This is a genomic window from Streptomyces sp. NPDC001068 (genome assembly GCF_042897315.1).
Taxonomy (GTDB): Bacteria; Actinomycetota; Actinomycetes; order Streptomycetales; family Streptomycetaceae; genus Streptomyces.
The window spans coordinates 14677-36886 of the sequence record NZ_JBIAYD010000023.1; the positions used below are offsets into that span (position 1 = coordinate 14677).

Here is a 22210-nt window from a genome sequence, read left to right on the forward strand (position 1 = left end):
AGAACCGGGGGGCGGGACGGGCGGTGGCCACCGCCCGTCCCGCCCCCCGGTTCTGATGTTCCGGGTCAGGCCGGCCTTCCGCCGGTCCGGTGCCGGGTGGCGCGGACCCTGACCACGGCCATCGCTCCGGCCGCCAGCATCCCCAGCAGCAGACAGGCACCGGCCAGCGTCCAGGCACGGGGGACGACCCGGCTTGTCGGCGCGGCCTCGGGCAGGTGCAGCGCGGTGTCCGGGGCGGCGGGCGGTGCCGCCGCGGGCAGCACCGTGCTGAGCGCCGCGGAGGGATCGAGCAGCGGTACCGAGGCATGTGACGAGGTCGCCCTGAGCCGGGCCGCGGTTTGGGCCGCCGTGAGATGTGGCAGACGCGCCCGTACCAGCGCGGCGGCACCGGCCACGAACGCGGCGGCCACGGAAGGACCGTTCGCGACGTGGTTGCCCTTGCCCTGGGGACCGATCCCGGTGATCCCGTCGCCGGGCGCGGCCAGGTCGGCGTGTTCCGGCTGCGGGGTCCCGTCGGGATGCGCGCCGTTGATGTCCACGTCCACCACGGAGAGCACCCCGTCCGCCGCGGCCGGCCAGTAGGAGGCGGGCGGCGGCTCGGAGGACTGCCCCGAGGCGCTCTCGGGCGCGGCGTCGGGCGCGGCCGGAGCCACCACGAGCACGTCCTTCACGGCGGCGTGCTTCAGGGCGGTCCGGAGCGCGGAACTGTTCGCGGACAGCGCCGCCGAGACGTCCACCACCTTCGTGCCCGCCGCGACGGCCGACTCGATCCCCTGGGCCACCAGGTCGGCGCTCGCCCGTCCGAACTGGTCCGTGCCCCGCTCGGCGACGATGCGCGCCTTGGGCGCCACCCCCGCGAACCCGCTGCCGGGCACGGGCGAGGCGGCGATCACCCCGGCCAGGAACGTGCCGTGTCCCACGCAGTCCTGCGCCGCGGCACCGTCGGCGCGGACGCGCCCGGCGAGCCCGGCGGCCTGCGGTGCCACACCAGTGTCCACGACGGCGACCAGGACGCCGTCGCCCTGGGTGTACTTGTTCGCCTGTGCCACGTCCAGACTCAGCTGCGCCCAGGGAGTGGCACTCACCTGGGTGGGCGACACCTTTGCGCAGGTGCCGGACTCCGGATCGATCGAGGAAGGTGTGAGCGGCAGCTGGGGACCGGCCGACGCGCTCGCCGATGGTGTGGTCGTCGTGCCCCCGGCGGCGGCAGCGCCGACGGCCGGAGTCACCGCCAGCACCGCCCCGAGGAATGGACCCAGCACCGACAGGCGGGGCACGCCGGGCCCGCGCGTCGGCCGGAGTGCCGGGAGACCTGTGCTGCGGGGGCCGTGAGCACGACGGCGGAGGAAGGGACTGTCGTCGGTCATGTCATCGAATTCCGTGGCCGTGGTGACCGGTCGGCATGCCATGGGGCAGGCGGGGCGGGAAGGGGAGGAATGCGGGCTGAGGGCGGAGGCCGGCCTACGCGGCCGTTCGTGACCGCGTCGTCCCGACGGGCCGGGACGTTGAGGACATGTTAGTCAGCGGGGCTGCCCCGCAGTGCAACATGTGACGATCGTGTCCCAAAAGGGGTGCCCGGACTCGCGGGTCACCGGCAACGGGTAAGCTGCGCGCAAGAGATACGTGTGGCACTGGACGGCGTCGCCGATCCGTATGTGACCTCCTGAGAAACGTACCGTGGAGCAACCGACTTCCCGTTCGGTGCCGGACCGGCACCGGCCCGCCGTCACCGACAGGTCGCTTCCCGCGCCGGCACGCCCGCCACGGCCCCGGCCGGATCGACCGCGAACGATGAGGATCGCCTGACCGCCGTCCTCGTGAGGAGTGTGCGATGATCCGGCGCGGCACCGGCCGGCGAGGCGGACCTGCCGACCGCGGCGCGGCCGCCGGTCTGACCGTCACACGCGCCCGCGAGCACATCGCCCTGGTCCACACGGGCGGTGCGCTGCCGCGGCGGCTCACGGACATCGCCGAATGGCTGGGCCCCGCCCGCGCCGACGAGGCCGTGGTCGTGGTCGGCGCCCCGCTCGGCACGGATGGTGTCGAGGGCCTGTGCGAACGGCTGGCCCCTGTGCTGAGCGAGTACAAGGACGAAGGGGTACGACTGCTGCGGCTGGTGATGTCGGCGGGGGCCGACGAGGCCGACGGCCGGCCCTCCACGGCCCGGCTCGTCTGCGAGCGCTGGGAACTGGACGTGCTGGCGACCGCCGGACCCGCGGTGGTCGTCCCGGACGGTTCCCTCTTCTCGCCCGACCTGCCCGACGCACCCGGCGGTTGGTGGCACTTCTCGGTCCGCGAGGTGCCGCGGCCCGTCGGCAGCCGACTGCCCATCCCCGACTGGGAGTCCGCGCTCGGACGGCTGGATCCGGGCGCGGTCCCCGACCACGTCGTCGAGCCGGTGCCGGCCGGTCTCGTGATCCGTCCGACCGGCACGCCCTCGGCCGCCGTACACACCCTGCCCTACGCTGTGCCGCCCGACCCGGACCGGCCGCACCTGCTCGTCGACGCGCCGAGCGTGCCCGCCGCGGGACTGGCGACGGTGATCGCCGCGCTGCCCGGACGGGTACGCAAGGACATCCGGCTGCTCTCGCTGCACGGGCACTCCCTCGTAGAGACCGGGCAGGAGGTGGCGGACCTGCTGGGGACCGACGTCCACGTGGCCAACGGTGTTCCGGTGGTGGTCGAGGAAGGCGACGGCGAGGACGGTACGGGCTCGACGGAGCTGTACCTGGTCGACGGCGAAGGTACTCCGGCCTGGCGTCCGTTCGCGCAGACGCTCACCTGCGCGCCGGCGACGGACGGCCGGAGGCAGGGCGTACGGGTCACCTCGTGGCGCGCCCCCGCCGCCCTGCTCCAGGGCACGGACTCCGGCGCGCTGCCCTTCGGCCAGACCTGGAAGGTGGCGGTCACCCCCGCCGGCCTGTGGGCGGGACCGCGCAGCAGCGAGCCGCCTCTCGCCGCCGCCACCCGCACGGCCGGCGCGGACTCCGTCGCCATCGAACTCGGTGCGCCGCGCCGCGCGCTCGACGACACGCTCTGGCCGAGCCTGGACCGCCTCTTCGAGGAACTCGAACCCGAGGTGCGGGAGCGGGCCGTCGTCCATGTTCACGGCGTTCTGGGCCGCAACGGCATGGAGAACCTGCGCCGGCTCACGGTCCGGCACGACTTCTCCCTCATGCCGCAGGCGCGGGACGAGACGGGGACGGGGACAGAGACCGGGGCCGGGGCCGCGCGGGAGGCCGGAGCCGCGCGGGCGGTGCCGTCGTCCGGTGACGAGAGCTTCCCGTCCCTGGGCCGGACGGCCGCGCCGGGCGGGTCGCCCGCGCATGACGAGACGGAAGGGCCGAGCGAAGCGGAGCGGACCCCCGAGGCCCGGCCGGCCGTCGAGCGGACGTCCCCGGAACGTGTGACGGCGAGTGGGAGGGACACCCGGACCGGGACTCCGGTTCCGGCGGCGGCGCCCGCGGCCGGCCCGGTCCCGACCGCGGCCTCCGTCGCGACCGCGGTCCCGGTTGCAACCGTGATTCCCGTGGCCACCGCCACGGAGCGGGCCGCGGCTGGGACGTCGGTGCGGTCACCGGAGCAGGGGGCGACGTCGGCCGTGGAGACCTCCGGCCCGACCTCCCCGCTGTCAGCCTTCCCTCCTCCTCCGGCTCCTGCCTCGATGCCCGTTCCGGGTCGGGGTCCTGCCGGTGCGTCGGCTCCCTCCCCGTTGGGCGCCTCGGCTCGGACGAGCGCATCGGGGCCGGGCTCGGCGACCGTCGCGGCGGCGGAGACCCCCGCCGTCGGCGCCGGTCCGCTCCCCGCCGCCGCGAGCCCCGACACCGGCCGTCCCCGGAGCGCTGGCACGACGGCGGAACGCGACATCCAGGGTCCGGACCACGAGAAACTCCGCGCCTACCTCGGTCCCTTCTGGAAGCAGCACCGAGCGGGCGTCGCGCGGATCACGGAACGCCTGTTCGCGGCGAACCCACCCCCGGAGTCCGACGTCTCGATCGCGGAACTGGCGGCCGTCCACGTCTACATGACGGCGGTGGACGACGCGCAACTGCGGACCACCTACGCGGAGGGCGACGAACAGAGCCGGACGCTGCTGCGCTGCCTGCGGTCCGGCATGCGCCGGCTGCCCTCCTACCGGGGCGCCACGCTGAGCACCGCCGAGGAGCTCGTCTCGCGCGTCACCCCGGACTCGGTCGGCGAGGAGTGGGAGGCGACCGTGCCGGTCCGCGCGGTCTCCGCAGGACGCGCGTACCCCGCACCGGGCACCGACCACGTCCTCATCTGGTCGGTGACCGGCCGCCGTACCGGCACCCGCCCCGGCGGCGACGGACAGGACATCCTCTTCGCACAGGAGTGCAGGTTCCGGGTCCTCGGCGTCACCCGGCACGGCGCGGCCACCGTCGGGCTGCTCCAGGAGCTGCCACAACAGGCGCACACCTCCTCCACACAGCTGGACGCGGCCCTCCTCAACCGCCTGCGGGCCGTGCTCGACCTGCCCGCCGCCCGGCCCGAGCAGGACGCCGGTGCACCGCGGGGGCGCCCCGCACCAGAGCCGTCCCCGAACCCGGGGACCTAGACCGCGCCGCCTCCAGCCGACGGCACAGACGGCACAGACGGCAGTCAAGTCCCCCACGAGCCCCACCCACAGCGTCCCGCCCCGAGGAGCGTCATGTCCCCCAGAACGTCGAGGCCCACCGCCCAGCCGATCGCCACGACCGGTGCGCCCCACACCGGCCGGCGCGTCCGCCGCGCCGCGGCGCTGCCCATGCCGGACGGCGCGAGCATGACCCCCCTCGCCCCGGCGGATCCGCTCGGCGCGGGGCACGACGAGAGCACGCTCCGGTCCCTCTCCTCGGTCCTGGCCGCGTCCCGCACCCCGCAGCAGGAGGCGGAGTCCGACCCGGCCGCCTGGCGTCCGCGCGGGACCGACGAGGCGGGCCAGGAGCCCACCGCCGGCACCGAGGGCGCGGCACCGGTCGCGGGCCCTGCGCAGCGTCGGTCCGGTGCGGGCCGGCTGACCTCGAAGATCGCCGAACGGCCGTTCCTGGTCGCCGCCGCCGTGGCCGGCGCGGTCGTCGCGTCCACCCCGTTCATGACGTCCAACGCCAAAGACCACACGACGACCTACGAAGGTCTCGGCAAGGCGGACCCGGTGGCCGTGGAGGGCGGCGGCGCCGCCGACCGGCACCCGGACGCCTACCCCGGCGAGATGCCCCTGCAGGACTCCGTCACCGGTGGCGCGGCGACGTCCGCCGACAATCTGCTGAATCCGGAAGCCGGGGCCTGGCACGGCTCGGGCGCCGCCGCCGGTGACACGGCGGCGGACACCGCGCAGGTGCCCGGGGTGCTGGCCGCGGACCCTGCCGGTTCCGGCGCCGGCACTCCCGACTCGGGCACGGCGGTGGCCGCCGCACAGCCACGGCAGGGCGCGGACACCCAGGTGTCGGCGGCCGCGGACAAGGCCGGTCACCCGGTGGTCGCCACGGACGAGAAGGGCACTCCCGCCAAGGCCACGGACACGGCCGACGGCGCCAAGACGCCCGCGAAGACGACGGTCATGGCCGCCGCCGTGAAGCCCGCCACCAGCACCACCACCAAGTCCGACACGACGCCGGTCGCCGCCCGGGTGGCCGCGGTGGCTTCCACCGGTGCCGGTGCCCCCACCACGACGAGTCCCACGGCGGCCGGGGAGGCGCTGACGCCGGTGGACGGCGGCCAGTCCGGTACGTCCGGCACCTCCTCCGAGGACCGCGCGCAGGCCTCGTCCTCCTCGGCGGCGGACGACACCGCCGCCACGGACCGTCAGCAGGCGACGGACACCACCACCGCCACGGACACCAAGGCCGACGACACCACCCCCGCCACGGACCGTCAGCAGGCAGCGGCCGCGACGGGGTCGGCCACGGCGGCCACCACGGCGTCCGACACCGCCACGGACCAGTCCCCGGCGGCGGACGCCGCCCCCCAGTGGAGCACCAAGGTCCTCACCTCCGCCTTCACTCTGCGCTCCGGCGAGTCCGTGAACTCCAACCGGATGCGGATCACCATGCGCGCCGGTGGTGACCTGGTCGTCTCCGATGAGAACGGCACCGTCCGGTGGTCGTCACACACCACTGGGGAGAACAACTACGCCACCTTCAAGGCGGACGGCGAACTCGTCGTCCGGTCCGCCTACCAGCAGACCCTGTGGTCGTCCCAGACCGGCGGCCACACCGGCGCGAAGCTGGTCATCCAGAACGACGGCAACGTCACGATCCTGAGCGCTGACGATCAGACGCTCTGGGCCGCCGACACTCAGCACTGAGCCCACCGCGACACCGCGAACACGAAGGAGCAGGCGTGGCCCGCCATCTGATCAGCGTCGGCCAGGAGAACGGGTGCGACCACACCACCATCGGCGCGGCACTCGCCAACGCCCGGCCGGGAGCTGTCATCAGCGTCCGGCCGGGCAGCTACCGGGAGACCCTGGTGGTGAACAACCGGGTGACCATCGTCGCCGAAGGCCCGCGCGGCAGCGTGGAGATCGCCCCCGACAAGGGCGCCGCCGTCACGCTGGCCGCCGACGCCGTGATGCTGACCGATCTGCTCCTGCGCGCCGGCGAGGGTGAGCTGCCGGTGATCGACGCGGTCCGCGGCCAGGTCGCCATGGACAGCTGCGAGGTGCTCGGGGCCGGCTGGACGGCTCTGCTCAGCCGCGGCAGCGGATCCCTCGCCCTGCGCTCCTGCCGGATCACCAACCCCGTCGGCGCGGGCGTGGTGGAGGCCGGTACGACCGGCAGTGTCATCGAGGACTGCCTGATCGAAAACCTCGGCACCTCAGGTGTGGTGATCAGTGAGCGGGGACGTGCCGACGTCCGCAACTGCCGTATCCGAGATGCGCGCGGCAACGGTGTGCTCGCCAACGGACAGTCCCGGGGTGTCGTCGAGGACTGCGAGATCACCGCGGCCGACAAGCCCGGACTCGCCCTGGAGGGCGGCACGGCGCTGCGGGTGGTGCGCACCACGCTGCGCGACTGCTCCGTGGGCGTCCATCTCGCCAGTTCCGCGCGCACCGAGCTGTCCCACGTCCAGGTGTACGACTCCATCAGCCACGGTTTCGTGGTCGCGGAGCGCTCCGATCCGCAGCTGTCCTACTGCGAGACCTCCCGTACCAAGGGCAGCGGCCTGTACGTCACCGGCCGTTCCCGCGGCTACTTCGTGAACTGCGCGTTCGACTCGGCCGAAGAGGCCGCCGTGTATGTGAACGAGTCCAGTACCCCCTCCCTGACCGGGACGCGGGTGACGAACAGCAGGTCGGTCGGGGTGCTGATGGAGGGGGAGTCCGCCCCGGAGTTCGACCAGCTGGACGTCGTACGGGCCGGGGGGAACGGCGTGTCGCTGTCCTCCGGGGCCAACCCGCTGCTGCGCCGGGCCCGGATCACGGAGGCGCGCGGCGCGGGCATCCTGGTCGCGGGCAACAGCCGTGGCCGGTTCGAGGACTGCGAGGTCGGTGACTGCGCGGGGCACGCCCTGCGCGTCGAGGACGGCGGCAATCCTCATGTCGGGACTTCGGCTCTGCGCGGCGCGGGCAGGTCCGGTGTCTGTGCCGGCGGTGCCGGGCGGGTGACCCTGCGGGACTGCGAGGTCTCCGGCTCCTCGGCCTCCGGGGCAGCGGTCGAGGAGGACGGCGAGCTGACGCTCATCCGCACCCGGGTGCTGGGCAGCGGCGGCCACGGCGCTCTCGTCGGGGCGGGCGGCCGGGCCGCGCTGAAGTCCTCCGAGTTCAGCGGGAATGCCGGGGACGGCATCCGCGTCGACACCGACCGCTCGGTCGAGGTCACCGACTGCACCGTACGTTCCAACCGGGGCGCCGGGATCAAGCGGGCGCCGTCCCGCGGCGAGTTCACACTCTCCGGTCTCACCAGCGTCGAGAACAAGTCGCCGGACGAGGGTACCGACCCGGCTGCCGATCCCGTCGTCCCCGAGAACGCCGGGGTTGGCGCCGGAACGGAGGGCGGGGCACCGGAGAACGCTCTGGTTGCCGAGTTGAACGATCTTGTCGGCCTCACCAACGTCAAGGAACAGGTCAACATGCTCGTCAGTCTGGGCAAGCTCGCCCAGCGGCGGGCCCAACTGGGCATCCCGGCACCGCCGATGAGCCGCCACCTGGTCTTCGCGGGTCCGCCGGGCACCGGCAAGACCACCGTGGCCCGTCTTTACGGCGGCATCCTGGCGAGCCTCGGGATGCTGACGTCCGGGCACATAGTCGAGGTGGCGCGCGCGGACCTGGTCGCCCAGGTGATCGGCGGCACCGCGATCAAGACCACCGAGGTGTTCGAACAGGCGCAGGGCGGTGTGCTGTTCATCGACGAGGCGTACACCCTGCTGTCGGACAGCAAGGGCTCCAGCGTCGACTTCGGCCAGGAGGCCATCGACACGTTGGTGAAGCTGATCGAGGACCACCGCGACGACACCGTGGTGATCGTCGCCGGCTACCCGAAGGAGATGGAGGACTTCCTCGCCGCCAACCCAGGCCTGGCCTCCCGCTTCACGCGGACCATCGAGTTCGAGAACTACTCGGTGGGCGAACTCGTGACCATCACCGAGTCCATGTGCGCGGGCCATCGCTATGTGCTCGACCCGCTCACCAAGGAGGCGCTGGACCTGCGGTTCTCCCGGATGCGGCGGGACGCGACCTTCGGCAACGGCCGTGCCGCGCGTCAGGTCTTCGAGGAGATGGTCGACCGGCAGTCGCTGCGGCTGGCCACCCTGCCCGAGGCCAGCGAGGCGGACCTGATGCTGATGCTGCCCGAGGACGTCGGCGCCGATCTCGCCGAGGAACTGCGCACGGAGGCCAAGGAGAAGGCACCGGGCGAGTCCGACGTCCTGGCCCGGCTGCGTGCCATGACCGGCCTGGGGGCGGTCAAGCGCGAGGTCGGCGGCATCGTGGACCTGCTCACCAACTACCAGCAGCGCGCCGCGCTCGGCCTGCCGACCCCCTCGGTCAGCCACCACGCGGTGTTCTCCGGCCCGCCCGGCACCGGCAAGACCACCGTGGCCCGCCTCTACGCCGACCTGCTGAAGTCCTTCGGTGTGCTTCCGCGGGGGCAGCTCGTGGAGGTCGCGAGGGCCGACCTGGTCGGACGCTACATCGGGCACACCGCGCAACTGACCACCGAGAAGTTCGAGGAGGCCGTCGGCGGTGTCCTCTTCATCGACGAGGCCTACACGCTGACGCCCGAGAACTCGACGCAGGACTTCGGCCGCGAGGCCGTGGACACCCTGCTGAAGCTGATGGAGGACCGCCGCGACGAGGTGGTGGTGATCGTCGCCGGCTATCCCGTCGAGATGGACCGGTTCCTGGCGTCCAACCCGGGTCTGGCCTCCCGGTTCTCCCGGCATGTCACGTTCGAGGACTACTCCACCGACGAACTGCTGTCCATCATGGAGGAGCAGGCGTCCACGGCGGGCTATGTGTGCGCGCCGCCGACCGTGGAGGCGCTGCGCGCCCACCTCGACACCCTGCCGCGCACCAAGAGCTTCGGCAACGCCCGACTCGCCCGCCAGCTGCTGGAGACCATGATGACCCGCCAGGCGGGACGGCTGGCCTCACTGCCCGCTCCCGACCTCGAGGCGCTCACCACTCTCCGTCCGGAGGACCTGCCCGAGGCGGCCCTCGCCGCCCCGCCCGGCCTGGCGAGCTGACGAGCGGCCGCCGGTCGCCGGCCGCCGGTCCCGGGCGGGGCGCACCCGCGCCGGGGCGAACGGACCGCGGTCGGCGATGGGAGCCGCCGACCGCGCCAGCCTCTGTGTCCGGTCCAGGACCGGATCGGACACGGAGGCGGATCGGCACGCGGGCGACCGCCTCGCGCGGCTCGGCCGGACAGCCGGTCCGGCGGAACACCGGCGGGCGCGCACGTGTTCGCGGTCGGTGCGGCGCTGCCGGCGGACGCGCCCGAAGCAGTACGTGATCACGGTGCGGCGGCACGCCCGTGGCTTCGCCGAGCGGATCCTTGGCACGGCCTCCGGCGGACCGCCGGGCCTGCGCTCTCCTCGACCGCCCCGGAGGGCCCGAAGGGCACGGTCACCGAGCGAGGAGCGGGTCGTCGGCGACGAACGGCGCACCGCCCACCGCCCACCGTCCCGGTCGCGGGTCCCTCACCCGGCCGCTTGCGCCTTCGCCCGCAGCGTGTCGCCCCGTGGAACCCGGAGCGTGTCGAGAAGGTCGGCCGCGTGCAGCCAGTGATCTCGCGCCTGCGCGGCGTCCCCGAGTTCCAGCAGCGCGGACGCGAGACGGTCCAGGGTCTCGGCCCGCATGTAGTCGTCGTGGACCTCCTCGATGAGCCGCAACGACTTCCCGTAGCTGGTGACGGCCTCCTGGAGGCGGCCCAGCCGCTGCTGGGCGAGACCGATGGCGTCCCACACCGACGCCTCGCCACTGCGGTCCTTCAGCTCCCGCAGCATGGGGACGGCCTCCTCACCCGTGGCGATGGCTGCCTCGTGGTCCCCGACCATGGCGAGACAGAAACCCACCCCGATGAGCGTGCGCGCTACCTCGTCGTCACGCGAGTGGGCACGGGCGATGGCCAGGCTCCGGCGCGCGTGCTCCAGCGCCTCCGCGTGGCGCTGCTGCCTGCCCCGCAGGAAACTGACGTTCCGTTCGACGCGGACTTGGTGCTCCGTGGGCAGCCGCGGCAGTTGGGCGAGCATCGTGGAGACGGGCTCGTCGGCCTCGGCCGTCCGGCCCGTCTCCACCAGAGCGCGTGCCAGGTGCGCGCCGGTGCGTGCGACGGCGACCGGGTCGTCGAGGAGGAGCGCCGCCTCCAGACCCTCCCGCGCGGCGGCGGCCTCCTCGGTCCAGCGGCCCGCAGCCGCGTTGTAACCCACCCATTCCAGTGTCAGGTTCACCCGGTGCCGGAGCAGGCGCGGATCCCGTACCGTGCGCAGGACTGCCGCCACCGACGGCTCCTCCCGGCGGAACCACTCCAGTGCCTCCTCGCGGTCGCCGACCGTGACACGGACGACAGCGGGCGCCGCCGCGTCGGCCGCCGCCGGGGGGAAGCGCGAGACGAACCGGCCGGCGGAGAGCGCGTTGTGGCGCAGGTAGTCCAGCAGGCGGATCTCGGCGCCGACCCGGTCGTCCTCCGCACGTTCCATGAGTTCGGTGCCGTAGGCCCTGATCAGGTCGTGCATCACATACCGGCCCTCGGCGTCCCGGGAGAGCAGGCTGGCGGTGGCCAGTTCGCGCAGCAGGCGGCGGGCCACCGGCATCTCCTCGCCCGCGAGCGAGGCGGCCGCCTCGGCCGACACGGCGGGAGCGGGGTGGGCCGCCAGATACCGGAAGAACCGTGCCGTCCGCTCACCGAGCGCGCGGTAGGACCACGAGAAGACGGCCCTGACATCACCCTCGCCCGCCTGGCCGCCGGCCGCCAGGACGTCCAGACGGGTTCCGGTGCCGCGCAGCTCGCGGACGCTGGAGCCGAGTGACATCCCGGGGTCGCCGCTGAGCTGCGCTCCGACGACGGCGACCGCCAGCGGCAGATACCCGCACAGCGAGACGAGTTCGGCCGCCGCGTCCGGTTCGGCGCGGCAGCGGTCCGCGCCGATCCGGGCGGCGAGTGCGGCGAGTGCCTCCTCACGGGTCCACACGTCCAAATTGACGAGCGTGGCTCCCTCTGTCGCGGCCAGGGCGAACAGCTGGTTGCGCGAGGTGACGAAGGTCAGGCAGCCGGCGGCCGGCAGCAGCGGGGTGACCTGTGCGGTGTCCCGCGCGTTGTCGAGGACGACGATAAGTCGACGCGCCGCGGTCCGCTCCCGGAACAGGGCAGCGCGCTCCTCGGTGCCGGGAGGTATGTCGCCGCTCGCGACACCGAGGGCGCGCAGAAAGCCTCCCAGGGCCTCACCGGGTTCCAGGGGACGCGCGGACTCCTCGAAGCCGCGCAGGTTCACGTACAGCTGACCGTCCAGGAAACGTTCCGCCAACTGGTGGGCCCAGTGCACCGCGAGGGTGGTCTTGCCCACCCCGGCCATGCCGCCCACCGCGGTGATCACGACATGCCTGCCCCGACCGTCGTCCGCTTCCGTGAATCCGTGTACGGCCTTCAAGGCCTCCGTGCGTCCCCGGAAGACCGGCAGATCGGGCGGTAGCTGCCGGGGGACCTGCTGGGTGCGCGGGGTGGCGGCCTGGGCCAGGCGACGCCGTTCGTCCTCGTCCAGTTCGAGCGCGTCCATCAGCTCGCTCAGCGTCGACCGGCGCGGGAGGCTGCGGCCCCGTTCCATGTCGCTGATGGCCCGGACGCTCACCCCCGAGGCCTCCGCGAGACCCTCCAGTGTGAGCATCGAGTGTCGGCGTGCCTCACGCAACAGGTGGCCGAAGGTTTCGTCGTGCATCGCGCTCCCCGCTGCGTGTGCTCGGACACCCCTCCGGGCGCCGGCGCTCTCCCTCAACGCTGCGAAACGTAGCAGTTCTGGAACAGGTGTTCCGCGCGGGTCTCACATGGTGGGTCGGTACGCCGGCCACCTGACCGGGGGTGGCTCACGCGAGGGCGTCGATCGCCTGGATCTCCTCCGCCGACAGCCGCAGGTCCTGGGCGGCGATGTTCTGCCGCAGGTGGACGGGTGTGGTGGTGGCCGGGATCGGCAGCATCGCGGGTGACCGGGCCAGCAGCCAGGCCAGGGCGACCTGCGGGACGGTGGCGCCGTGTGCCAGGGCGATGGGGGCCAGCACCGCGGCGATGGCCGCGGGCCCGTCGGTGTCGGTGGGGTCCCCGGGGGTGCTGAGCGAGACGGGCTGCCAGGGCACGAACGCGGCCCCGGCGGCCACGGCCGCCTCCAGCAGCGGGTGTTCCTGGCGCGCGGCGACGTTGTAGTGGGCGGTCACGGCGGCGATGTCGGTGATCGCGCGTGCCTCGCGCAGCTGTTCCACCGACACGTTCGACAGGCCGATGTTCTTGATCATTCCCTCCTGGCGCAGTTCGGCCAGGGTGCCCACCTGGTCGGCGAAGGAGGCGTCGGTGGCCCACCCGCTGTGCAGGTAGTACAGGTCGATGCACGCGACGCCCAGCCGTCGGGCACTGAGGTGCACGCACTGCCGCAGGTACTGCGGATTGCCGACGAACCCGATCGTCGACAGGTCTGGGCCGCTGCGCACGAGACCGCCCTTGGTGGCGACGACCAGATGGTCCGGGTAGGGGTGCAGGGCCTCGCGGATCAGTGTCTCGGCGGTGTGCGGTCCGTACACGTCGGCGGTGTCGATCAGGTCGACACCCGCGTCCACCGCGTCTCGCAGGAGGGCCTTGCCCGCCTCCCGGTCGTGGTACTCGCCGTACAGGCCCTCACCGGTCAGGCGCATGGAGCCGTAGCCGATGCGGCCCACCGTCAGGCCGGAGCCGAGCGTGATCTTCGTTCGTTCAGTGTTCATGTGTGCTCTCGTGTGTGCCTCGGGGCGTGCTTTGGGATGTGCTCCCGGGGGTGCGGGGGCACGGTTCGATGCGTATCGTCGCGGCCCGCGCCTGCGGGCTCGCGGTGAGGGCGTCGGCGAGGGCGCCGTACTTGGCGCGGAAGGCGTTGTCGATCGCGGGGGTGAGCGTGAGGTCGCGGGTGCGCAGGAGCACCTCCCGGGTGACGCCGGCCACCTCGATCCGTCCGTGGCCGTGGTCCTGGGCAGCCCGGTACCAGCGGGAGCGGACGCCCCGGTAGGCGCGGACGTACAGGTCGCCGTCGACGACCACCATGCCGATCTCCACACCGCTGCCAGGGGTGTCCCCGGCCGTCAGGACGAGCGCGTAGGTGTCGGTGAGCAGGGTCTGCTCCCGCGGTGTCCAGGCGGTCATCGCGTCAGGTCCTCCGTCCGGTCGGCGTCGACCGGACCGGTGGCGGTCCAGGAGGTGAGGATGCGCAGGGCGTCGTGGGAGGGGGTGCCGGTCCCGGCGGTCAGGACCATCAGCCGCTGTCCGGAGCCGTCGGAGCCGGCCCAGGTGTCGCAGTCCAGGGTGAGGTCGCCGACCACGGGATGGCGCAGGTTCTTGGCGCCGTATCCGGCGCTGTTGACGCGGTGCTCGGCCCACCAGGTGCGGAAGTCCGCGTCCCGGATGGTCAGGGTGCCGACGAGGCGGGCGAGTTCGGGGTCGTCGGGGTCGGCGGCGGCCTCCATGCGCAGGGCGGCGACGGCGTCGCGGGCGTCGTGCTCCCAGTCCTTGTGCATGCCGCGGATCACGGGGTCGGTGAACAGCAGGCGTACATAGTTGCGGCGGTCGTCGGGGACGGCGGCGAAGTCGGTGTAGAGGGCGGTGGCGGCCGGGTTCCAGGCGAGGACGTCCAGGCGCCGGCCCAGGACCAGTGCGGGGGTCGCGGTGAGCTGATCCAGCAGTCGGCGCATCGCGGGCCGCACCTGCTGCGCGGTCCTGCGACGGCGCGGACGTGCGTCGCCGCGGCCCGCGAGCTCGTACATGTACGTCTTCTGGTCGTCGTCGAGGCGCAGGGCGCGGACCAGGGTGACGAGCACGGGGGCCGAGGCCCGGACGCGGCCCTGTTCGAGCCGGGTGTAGTAGTCCACGCTGATCGAGGCGAGCCGAGCGACCTCCTCGCGGCGCAGCCCGGCGACCCTGCGGGCGGAGTCCGTCCCGGGCAGACCGCATTCCCGCGGGTTGAGCTGCGCCCGACGGGCCCGGAGAAAGGCGCCGAGATGGGAGTCGGGTGTCTGTTTCATGCCTCAAGTGTCATGCCGCCGGACCCGGCGCGACACAGGTGTGAGGGGGCAGATTCCTTCCCAGGCAGAAACCTGTCTCTCCCGGCCGTGGACGGGAAGGCGCATGGTGGATCTGTGCCCGGCCGGACGGTGCGGACACCGAGCCCACCGACCGGTGCGGCGGTCAGCAGACTTCAGCGTCATCCTCAGGAGAGTGCCTTCATGGCCAGGACCAGTGTCACCTTCGACAGCGCCGGCATCGAGATCGCCGGTCACCTCTACACCCCGGACGCCCCGGCGTCGGGCCCGCGGCCCGCGATCGTGGTGGGGCACCCCGGCAGCGGTGTCAAGGAGCAGACGGCCGGTCTGTACGCGGCCCGGCTGGCCGAGCAGGGCTTCGTCGCGATCGCCTTCGACTCCGCCTTCCAGGGCGAGTCCGGCGGTCTGCCGCGCGGTCTGGAGGACCCCGCGCACCGGGTCGAGGACCTCAAGGCCGCCGTCTCCTTCCTCACCACGCGCGGCGAGGTCGACGCCGACCGCATCGGTGCCCTGGGCATCTGTGCCTCCGGCGGCTACGTGCTGACCGCCACCGGAGCCGACCACCGGATCAAGGCGGTGGCCACCGTCAGCGGCGTCGACATCGCCCGTCAGTTCCGCGTCGGAGCCGACGGCACCCAGGACCCCGCCGTCTTCCAGGGCATGCTGGACGCCGCCGCCCAGGCCCGTACCGCCGCGGCCCGCGGCGCGGAGCCCGCGGTCCTGCCGATCTTCCCGGAGACGGCCGAGCAGGCCGGCGCACTCGCCGGCGAGCACGGTGTCGACGGCTTCGACTACTACTGCACCCCCCGCGGGGCGCACGAGCGGTCCGCGAAGTTCTTCGTCTGGGAGAGCGTCGACAAGATGGCCGCCTTCGACGCCTTCCAGGCCGTCCCGCTGATCGGTGACCGTCCGCTGCTCCAGATCATCGGCACCCGTGCCGTCACGTCGTGGATGGCGGTCGACGTCCACCAGCGCGCCACCGGCCCCAAGGAGCTGTTCTGGGTCGAGGGCGCGAGCCACGTCGACCTTTACGACAAGAAGGAGTACGTCGACCCGGCCGTCGCCAAGCTCACCGAGTTCTACACCGCGGGTCTGGGCGTCGCGGACTGATTCCGGCCGGCGAGGCCGTGACGGACTCGACGGTGGCATGACGAAGGGGCCGGCAGCTGACGCTGCCGGCCCCTCGTGCTGGGGGTCATCTGGCCTGGAGGGGGCCCGCGAACGACTTGCGCAGGGAACCGGGCGCGGCCAGCGGGAGCAGGGAGGCGAGCATCTTGCCCTTGAGGGTGGCGGGCGCGCGGGTGAGTTCGACGTCGACGCGGGTGCCGTCACCCTCGGGGGTCATCGTGAAGACCCAGCCGCCGCCGGCGCCGAAGAGCTTGGAGTCGAGGGTGGTGATGGTGACCGTGTCGCCGCCGGGCTGCCATTCGTAGCGGGCACGCTCCCAGGCGGCGGCGGTGCCCTCGGTGACCTCGGCCCAGGTGTCCCCGAGGTCGTGGACCTCGAAGTGGTCCGCGTCGATGGTCGGCCAGGACTGGGCACGGGAGGGACCGAAGTCGGTCAGTACCCCCAGCACGTCCTGGGGAGCGAGCGTGGAGACGAGGTGGAAGCGTACGACTGCCATGGGATGTGTCCTCACCGAGAAGTAACTGTTCTGGCCGGTGACGGAAGGCTCCCACGCATTCCCGTCACCCGTCAAGCCGGTTATTCTTGAGAGGTGTGCAGTCACCTGTCAGGAGGGTCTCGTGAGACATGTGTTTCCGTGCGGGACGCCCGCGCTCGACTTCGTGGGCACCCTTGAGGGGCGGCGTGCGGCGGCACCGGTCGAGCACATCACCACCCCCGGACTGCTCGACTCCTGGTTCGTCGAGTCCGGACTGCTCGACCGGGAACCCGGGTCCGGGCAGACGGACCTGCATGCCGCGCTGGCCCTGCGCGAGGCGATCTATGCGCTGGTCGGGGCGCGGCTCGCGGGCCGGTCCCTGCCCGCCCGGGCGGTCGCCGCGGTCAACCGCCAGGCCGCCTCGGTGCCGGTGACGATGTGCCTGCGCTCCGACGGGTCCACACGTTCAGGAACCGCCGCCCAGGCCCTGACCGATCTGGCCCGCGAGGCGGTGGAGATGATGGCCGGTGCCGAGGCGGACCTGTTGCGCGAGTGCGGGCACCCCGACTGCACACAGGTGTACCTCGACCGTTCCCGAGGCCGCCGGCGCGAATGGTGCGCGATGCGGACCTGCGGGAACCGCGTCAAGGCGGCCGCGCTGCGGGCCCGCCGCCGGCGGTGAGGGATCGCGAGGCCCGGCCGTCGGGCCACGGGGACCGGCCACCCGGCCCGTCCCAGTGGCCCGTTCAGACCTCGGGCCCGTTCAGACCTCGGGCCCGTTCAGACCTCGGGCCCGCTGGTCCCGGCGTTCTCGGCCTGGAACATCCAGCTCTGCTTCTCCAGGTCGGCTGTCAGGCCGATCAGCAGGTCCTGGGTCACGGCGTCCGCCGGCCCGGTCTCCTCGACGCGCTCCCGGACCCGCCCGATGACGGCGGAGAACGCCCTCACCAGGGCCCCGACGGTGTCGGTGTCCTTGGTCCAGCCCGCCGGGAAGCCGGGCACACCGCTGGTCGCGGCGATCGTGGCGGCCCGCCCGTCCGGGCTCACACCCAGCGCGGCGGCCCGCTCGGCCACCGTGTCGGCGTAGTCACGCGCGGTCGTGACCACCTCGTCGAGTTGCTGGTGTACGGAGCGGAAACGGGGCCCGTAGAGGTTCCAGTGCGCCTGCTTGGCCACCAGGGACAGGTCGAGCAGGTCGATCAGGGTCGCCTGGAGGGCACTTCCCGCGATCCGGCGTTCCTTGTCCGGCAGCGGGCTGGTGATGACCGTCATGGCTGTGCGGTTCCTTTCCGGGTGGTCACTGGCACCTTCATTGTCGAAGCGGAGGAAACGCCCCGGATCAGTCGTCCGACTGCGGCCCAGGATGCGGCGCAGGCGGAGATGACCTACGTGCGGCGACCGCTCAGGGACCCAAGGGACCCACGTCTGGGCTGTATGACCCAAGAACGTGTGCTCTCAGTCCAGCGCCCGAAGCGCCCCGCTGACGGCCGACTCCAGGAAGGCGCGATCCGCGCGCGCCTGCCCCATCACCCGCATGCCCTGGATGAAGGTGGTGAGGAAACGGGCGAGTTCCAGCGGACTGCGCTCGCCGCTCAGCTCGCCGCGCGCCCTTCCCCGGATCAGCGCATCGGCCAGCACCGACTCCACGGCAGCCATCGCCTGCCGCACCTGTTCCACCGTGCCGTCGTGCGCCGCGCGTTCGGTGGCCGCACTGACCAGCAGGCAGCCGCGTTCGGGATCGGCGACGTCGTCCACGATCATCGAGATCAGCAGCCCGCGCAGCGCCGTGCGGATGTCGCTGCCGGCCCGTACATCGCGGTTCAGAGCCGCGACCATACCCGCGCTGTAGCGTTCCAGGGCACGGGCATAGAGGCCGTCCTTCGAACCGAACGCCGCGTACAGGCTGCCGTTGCCGATACCCAGCAACGCCGTCAGCCGCGGCATCGGGGTGGCGTGGTAGCCCTGTCTCCAGAACAGACCCATGGCCTGCTCCACTGCCAGGTCGGTGTCGAACTCGCGAGGGCGCGCCACCTCGGAATCCTTTCGTCGGCGGGATCTCCGCAGCGGTACGAGGACATCGGTCGGGACGCGGCGGGGGCGCCCGGTCCGGGGCCCTGGAAACGGAGAAACGGAACACGGCGCCGACTCTGGCAGGACGGACAACCGGCGGCATGAGTCGATCGACTGCAAACGTGAAAACGTGGGAGACATTCGTCCCGGTCTCGGCAGACTCGCACATATTCGGGAGGGTTCCATATCGATACCGGTGGGGGCATGCTCGTCCAGGCGTTGTGCGATTAGCCTCGTCACATTGACGGCAACAGCCCGAGGACCAAAATGCAGGTGCACCTGAACCCCCCACTTGAGCCCGGCAACGCGTCCCGGCATGCAGCGGCCATCGTCGCGGCCGCGGCCGATATCAGCGGTGCGGAACTGGACTACAGTCCGGAGAGCATCCTGCTGGTGGAGGACATCGTCGACGGTTTCCGTGCCGAGGGTGTCACCGGTGAGGACATGGCCGAGTCCCTCGTCGCCTTCGGCTGCTACGTCGGTGAGATTCTGGCCCGGCACGCCGGCGGCGCCTGGCGGCACGCCCTGACCGCGCCGTCGGCAGAGCTTCCCCTCGTGGTGGAGCTGCCCGACGCGCGTGAAGCCCACCCGATCGACTGGGTCTTCCGCCGTCTCCGATTCGGAAACGATGTCAGCATCCGCGATCTCTACGCAGCGGCCGGCACCGGGCGCGGGCCGCTGGACGAGCAGCTGCCCGAATGACCACGTACGCGCCCCGCACGGCATGTACACGTGACAGAAGTGGGCACACATGTGCATAGGTATGCAGACAGGCGGTAGGAGCGCACACTGGTGCTGAACATACACACGGGTGTACATACGCGAACGGGGACCAGGGACCACGGCGCATCGACCCGCCTGCCGACGTCATGGGGGATGGGGGAGGGGACGGAGTGAGGGCACCCATCGGTCCCACGGGATCGTACGAGGCGGATTCCGACGACACTGCCCTGGTGGGCCGCGAGTACGAGAAGAAGCTGGTCACCGAACTGCTGGGGGGTCTGCCCCGGAGCGGAGGCGTACTCCGCGTGCACGGCGCTGCGGGCACCGGGAAGTCCACGATCGTACGCTTCGCGGCGATCGCCGCCGGCCGCCGGGGCATCCGCGTGCTGGCGACGGCATGGGCCCCCGCCGAGCGGGCCTTGCCGCACGCCGCGTTGCACGGCCTCCTCCGCCCCGAGCTGACACGGCTGAACTGCCTCCCGGCCGCCGACCGCCTCGTGCTCGACACCGCGTTCGGCGGCGGCCCGAACGCGCCGGACCCTGCCGATCTGGCGACCGCCACGCTGCGCCTGCTGGCCACCGCACCGGAGCCGGTACTGCTGTGCGTCGACGACATCGACCGTCTCGACGCCGTCAGTCGCGACACCCTGAACGCTCTGGCCCGGCTCTGCGCCGACTCCAAGGTGAGCATGATCATCGCCGAGCGCGCGGAACCCCGCCCCCGGACCACCGTCCCGGACACGGCCACCACCACGCTCGACGGACTGCCCGGTCTGCAGGCCCGCGCAATCCTCAACCGCGCCGGACGGACAACCGGGTACACCGAGGAACAGCTGGTCCTGGCCGTCGCCGACGGCAACCCGCTCGCGCTCACGGAACTCTCCCTGGGCGTCGGCCACCTCGGCGACGCGGCGGGCTTCGGCATGCTGCCGGCGACGGCACGACTGGCCGAGGCACACGCGGACGATCTGAAAGGCCTGTCGGCGCAGGCCCGTGATGTGCTGCTGGTCGCGGCGCTGAGCGCCGCGCCGCGCGCACACGACATCCTGGCCGCGAGTGCCCTGCTGCTGGGCGGCGACCACGCTGCCCGCGCGGGCCTGTCCGAGACGACGAGCCGCGGGCTCCTCACGGAGGTCACGGAGGCCACCGAAGCGCTGGAGTACGCCGAGGCCGAGGCCGCCGTCGCGGGTGCTGCCGGTGTCGCGGGCCAGAAGGGGGGCCTGCTGAGGTTCCCCCGGCCGCTGCTGCGTCCCGCGGTCCTGTTCCTGGAGTCGGCGGCCCGGCGCATGGCCGCCCACGCGGTGCTGGGGCAGACCCTCTCCAGCCCGCCGCACGCCGCCTGGCACGCGGCCCGGTGCGCGGCAGGTCCCGACGAGGAACTGGCCCTGCGCCTGGAGTCACTGGCCGACGGTCCGCACCTGGGCACCGGTGTGCTCGTGGGCCTGGCCGCCCTGGAGGAGGCGGCCCGGCTCTCCCCGGACCCGGAACGCCGGGCGGGCCGACTGCTGCGCGCCGCCGAACTCGCCTGTGACCACGGTCTGGTGGAACAGGCCCTGCGGCACGCCCGCCGGATCGACCCGGCCGAACTCGGCACGTACGGCCGTGCCTTGCTGCTGTGGGTGCACGATCTGCTGCCGGGCAACAGCGTGGTCGGACGGGAGCGGATCGCGGAGCTGTGCGAGGCGGCACACGCGGTGGCCGGCCAGGATCCGGTACTCACCAGGAAACTGCTGCACGCGGCGGCCCGCCGGTGCTGGTGGCAGCAGGCCGGACGGGACGAACGCCGCATGGTCCGAGAGGCGTTCGAGGACCTGCGGTCCGGCCCCCGGGACGCGCGCGATCTCGCCGTGATGGCGCTGACCGACCCGCTCTCGTCTCCCTGGCCGGCCGATCCGCACCCCGATTCCGCACTGCCCGGCGGTGACGAGGCGGCCCTGCTCGGCCAGGTCGCCCACCTCAGCACCGACCTGGACCGGGCGGCCCCGTTCTTCGAGGAGGCCGAGCGGGCGGTCCGTGCCGAGGGCCGCTACGGACGGCTGCCGCAGATCCTCGTACCGAGGGCCATGGGTCAGATCTGGCTCGGGACCCAGTGGCACACCGCCCGGGCACTCGCCGAGGAGGGCCGGACGATCGCCGACCGGACGGGGCAGCCCGACTGGGTGGCGCGGGCCACCGCGACCCTCGGAGTCGTCGACGCCCTGCAGGGGCGCACCGAGCACGCGCTGGAGCGTGCCGCGGAGGTCGAGGAAGCCTCACTGCGCCTCGGCCAGAACCGGCAGCTGGGCCTGGCCGCACTGGCCCGTGCGATCACCGCGTCCGGCACGGGCCGGTACGCCCAGGCCTACGCCCGGCTGCGCTCCCTGTTCACCGAACCGGCGGTGTCCTACGCCCATGAGGAGTTCTGGGGGCTCGCCTTCCTGGCGGAGGCGGCGCAACCCGCCGGGGAGACGGACGACGCCAAGGCCGTCGTCGCACACGTCGCGGCGCTGACCGAGACCGGGCGCGCACCGCTCGCGGCCCGGATCCTGGCGTACGCCGAGGCCGTCCTCGCCTCCGACCAGGACGCGGAGGTCCGCTACCGCAGGGCGCTGGAGCCGGGGGCGGAGGTGTGGCCGCTGCTTCACGCCATGACCCAGTTCGGCTACGGGGCCTGGCTCAGGCGCCGACGCCGGATCACCGCGTCGCGGCAGCCGCTGATCACGGCCGAGTCGGTCTTCCGCGGCCTGGGCGCACTGTCCCGCGCGGAACAGGCGGCCTCCGAACTGAGGGCGACGGGGCAGTCGGTGGCCGGACGCCCCGCCGAGGACGAGGAACAGCCCGTCACGGACGACCTCTCCCAGGCGCTCTCGCCCCAGCAGCTGACCATCGCGCGCCTGGCCGCCCGCGGTCTGACGAACCGGGCGATCGGCGAACAACTGCGTCTGTCACCGCGCACGGTCGCCTCGCACCTCTACCAGATCTTCCCGAAACTCGACGTCACCTCCCGCGCCGAGCTCGCCGCGAGATTCGGCACCGACTGAACGGGACGGGGGCGGGCTGGGCGACCGGCGGATGGACACGCCGGGTGGCCGGAGGGGGCTGACGCGTACTGGTTCGGGGCGTTCGCCAGG

15 protein-coding genes are annotated in these 22210 nt (G+C 72.9%); 7 read left to right on the top strand and 8 right to left on the bottom strand.

Annotated features, from left to right (window positions below):
* Positions 1-65: 65 nt before the first annotated feature.
* On the bottom strand, positions 66-1085 hold the full coding sequence (locus ACFY3I_RS40940) for a S8 family serine peptidase (protein WP_390866037.1): 1020 nt from the start codon (positions 1083-1085) through the stop codon (positions 66-68).
* Between the two features lie 746 nt (positions 1086-1831).
* Here ACFY3I_RS40940 and ACFY3I_RS40945 point away from each other — a divergent pair.
* The 3 genes from ACFY3I_RS40945 to ACFY3I_RS40955 all read left to right on the top strand — a co-directional run bounded on the left by ACFY3I_RS40945 (position 1832) and on the right by ACFY3I_RS40955 (position 9684).
* A complete protein-coding gene (locus ACFY3I_RS40945) occupies positions 1832-4576 on the top strand; it encodes a hypothetical protein (RefSeq protein WP_390866038.1) in 2745 nt (914 codons plus the stop codon).
* Positions 4577-4669: 93 nt separating this feature from the next.
* Entirely contained in the window at positions 4670-6304 is a 1635-nt protein-coding gene (locus tag ACFY3I_RS40950; protein ID WP_390866039.1) for a hypothetical protein, read from the top strand.
* A 35-nt stretch (positions 6305-6339) separates the two neighbouring features.
* The gene (locus ACFY3I_RS40955) at positions 6340-9684 is read left to right on the top strand and encodes a right-handed parallel beta-helix repeat-containing protein (RefSeq protein WP_390866040.1); all 3345 of its coding nucleotides are present in this window, start codon (positions 6340-6342) and stop codon (positions 9682-9684) included.
* Positions 9685-10137: 453 nt separating this feature from the next.
* On the opposite strand, the gene ACFY3I_RS40960 is transcribed toward ACFY3I_RS40955, so the two are convergent.
* From ACFY3I_RS40960 to ACFY3I_RS40975, 4 genes are all read right to left on the bottom strand, one after another.
* A complete protein-coding gene (locus ACFY3I_RS40960) occupies positions 10138-12369 on the bottom strand; it encodes a tetratricopeptide repeat protein (protein WP_390866041.1) in 2232 nt (743 codons plus the stop codon).
* Between the two features lie 145 nt (positions 12370-12514).
* Complete coding sequence (locus ACFY3I_RS40965) at positions 12515-13399, bottom strand: aldo/keto reductase (protein ID WP_390866042.1); 885 nt, start codon at positions 13397-13399, stop codon at positions 12515-12517.
* Positions 13389-13811 (bottom strand): DUF2255 family protein, encoded by a 423-nt coding sequence (locus ACFY3I_RS40970; protein WP_390866043.1) that lies wholly within the window; start codon positions 13809-13811, stop codon positions 13389-13391. Before ACFY3I_RS40970 ends, ACFY3I_RS40965 begins: the two co-directional genes overlap by 11 nt.
* Positions 13808-14686, bottom strand: coding sequence for a helix-turn-helix domain-containing protein (locus tag ACFY3I_RS40975; RefSeq protein WP_390866044.1), 879 nt, complete (start codon positions 14684-14686; stop codon positions 13808-13810). The genes ACFY3I_RS40970 and ACFY3I_RS40975 overlap by 4 nt, the downstream gene beginning before the upstream one ends.
* 201 nt (positions 14687-14887) lie before the next feature.
* Between ACFY3I_RS40975 and ACFY3I_RS40980 the strand changes: the two genes are divergently transcribed.
* Positions 14888-15814 (top strand): alpha/beta hydrolase, encoded by a 927-nt coding sequence (locus ACFY3I_RS40980; RefSeq protein WP_390866045.1) that lies wholly within the window; start codon positions 14888-14890, stop codon positions 15812-15814.
* 85 nt (positions 15815-15899) lie between these two features.
* Here ACFY3I_RS40980 and ACFY3I_RS40985 read toward each other — a convergent pair whose 3' ends face one another.
* Positions 15900-16328 (bottom strand): hypothetical protein, encoded by a 429-nt coding sequence (locus ACFY3I_RS40985; protein ID WP_390866046.1) that lies wholly within the window; start codon positions 16326-16328, stop codon positions 15900-15902.
* Positions 16329-16449: 121 nt separating this feature from the next.
* Here ACFY3I_RS40985 and ACFY3I_RS40990 point away from each other — a divergent pair, with 121 nt between their 5' ends.
* A complete protein-coding gene (locus ACFY3I_RS40990; RefSeq protein ID WP_390866047.1) occupies positions 16450-16989 on the top strand; it encodes a CGNR zinc finger domain-containing protein in 540 nt (179 codons plus the stop codon).
* 98 nt (positions 16990-17087) lie between these two features.
* Here ACFY3I_RS40990 and ACFY3I_RS40995 read toward each other — a convergent pair whose 3' ends face one another.
* Together ACFY3I_RS40995 and ACFY3I_RS41000 are read right to left on the bottom strand one after the other, a co-directional pair.
* Positions 17088-17579, bottom strand: coding sequence for a Dps family protein (locus ACFY3I_RS40995; RefSeq protein WP_390866048.1), 492 nt, complete (start codon positions 17577-17579; stop codon positions 17088-17090).
* Between the two features lie 183 nt (positions 17580-17762).
* Positions 17763-18338: a TetR/AcrR family transcriptional regulator gene (locus ACFY3I_RS41000; protein ID WP_390866049.1), complete on the bottom strand. Its 576-nt coding sequence runs from the start codon at positions 18336-18338 to the stop codon at positions 17763-17765.
* Between the two features lie 306 nt (positions 18339-18644).
* Here ACFY3I_RS41000 and ACFY3I_RS41005 point away from each other — a divergent pair, with 306 nt between their 5' ends.
* Together ACFY3I_RS41005 and ACFY3I_RS41010 are read left to right on the top strand one after the other, a co-directional pair.
* Entirely contained in the window at positions 18645-19079 is a 435-nt protein-coding gene (locus ACFY3I_RS41005; RefSeq protein ID WP_390866050.1) for a hypothetical protein, read from the top strand.
* Between the two features lie 191 nt (positions 19080-19270).
* Complete coding sequence (locus ACFY3I_RS41010; protein WP_390866051.1) at positions 19271-22120, top strand: AAA family ATPase; 2850 nt, start codon at positions 19271-19273, stop codon at positions 22118-22120.
* The last annotated feature ends 90 nt before the right edge of the window (positions 22121-22210 follow it).

Coding starts and splice junctions, on each gene's coding strand:
- ACFY3I_RS40945 (WP_390866038.1), top strand. CDS start 1,832: ATGATCCGGCGCGGCACCGGCCGGCGAGGCGGACCTGCCGACCGCGGC.
- ACFY3I_RS40950 (WP_390866039.1), top strand. CDS start 4,670: ATGTCCCCCAGAACGTCGAGGCCCACCGCCCAGCCGATCGCCACGACC.
- ACFY3I_RS40960 (WP_390866041.1), bottom strand. CDS start 12,369: ATGCACGACGAAACCTTCGGCCACCTGTTGCGTGAGGCACGCCGACAC.
- ACFY3I_RS40965 (WP_390866042.1), bottom strand. CDS start 13,399: ATGAACACTGAACGAACGAAGATCACGCTCGGCTCCGGCCTGACGGTG.
- ACFY3I_RS40970 (WP_390866043.1), bottom strand. CDS start 13,811: ATGACCGCCTGGACACCGCGGGAGCAGACCCTGCTCACCGACACCTAC.
- ACFY3I_RS40975 (WP_390866044.1), bottom strand. CDS start 14,686: ATGAAACAGACACCCGACTCCCATCTCGGCGCCTTTCTCCGGGCCCGT.
- ACFY3I_RS40980 (WP_390866045.1), top strand. CDS start 14,888: ATGGCCAGGACCAGTGTCACCTTCGACAGCGCCGGCATCGAGATCGCC.
- ACFY3I_RS40985 (WP_390866046.1), bottom strand. CDS start 16,328: ATGGCAGTCGTACGCTTCCACCTCGTCTCCACGCTCGCTCCCCAGGAC.
- ACFY3I_RS40995 (WP_390866048.1), bottom strand. CDS start 17,579: ATGACGGTCATCACCAGCCCGCTGCCGGACAAGGAACGCCGGATCGCG.
- ACFY3I_RS41005 (WP_390866050.1), top strand. CDS start 18,645: ATGCAGGTGCACCTGAACCCCCCACTTGAGCCCGGCAACGCGTCCCGG.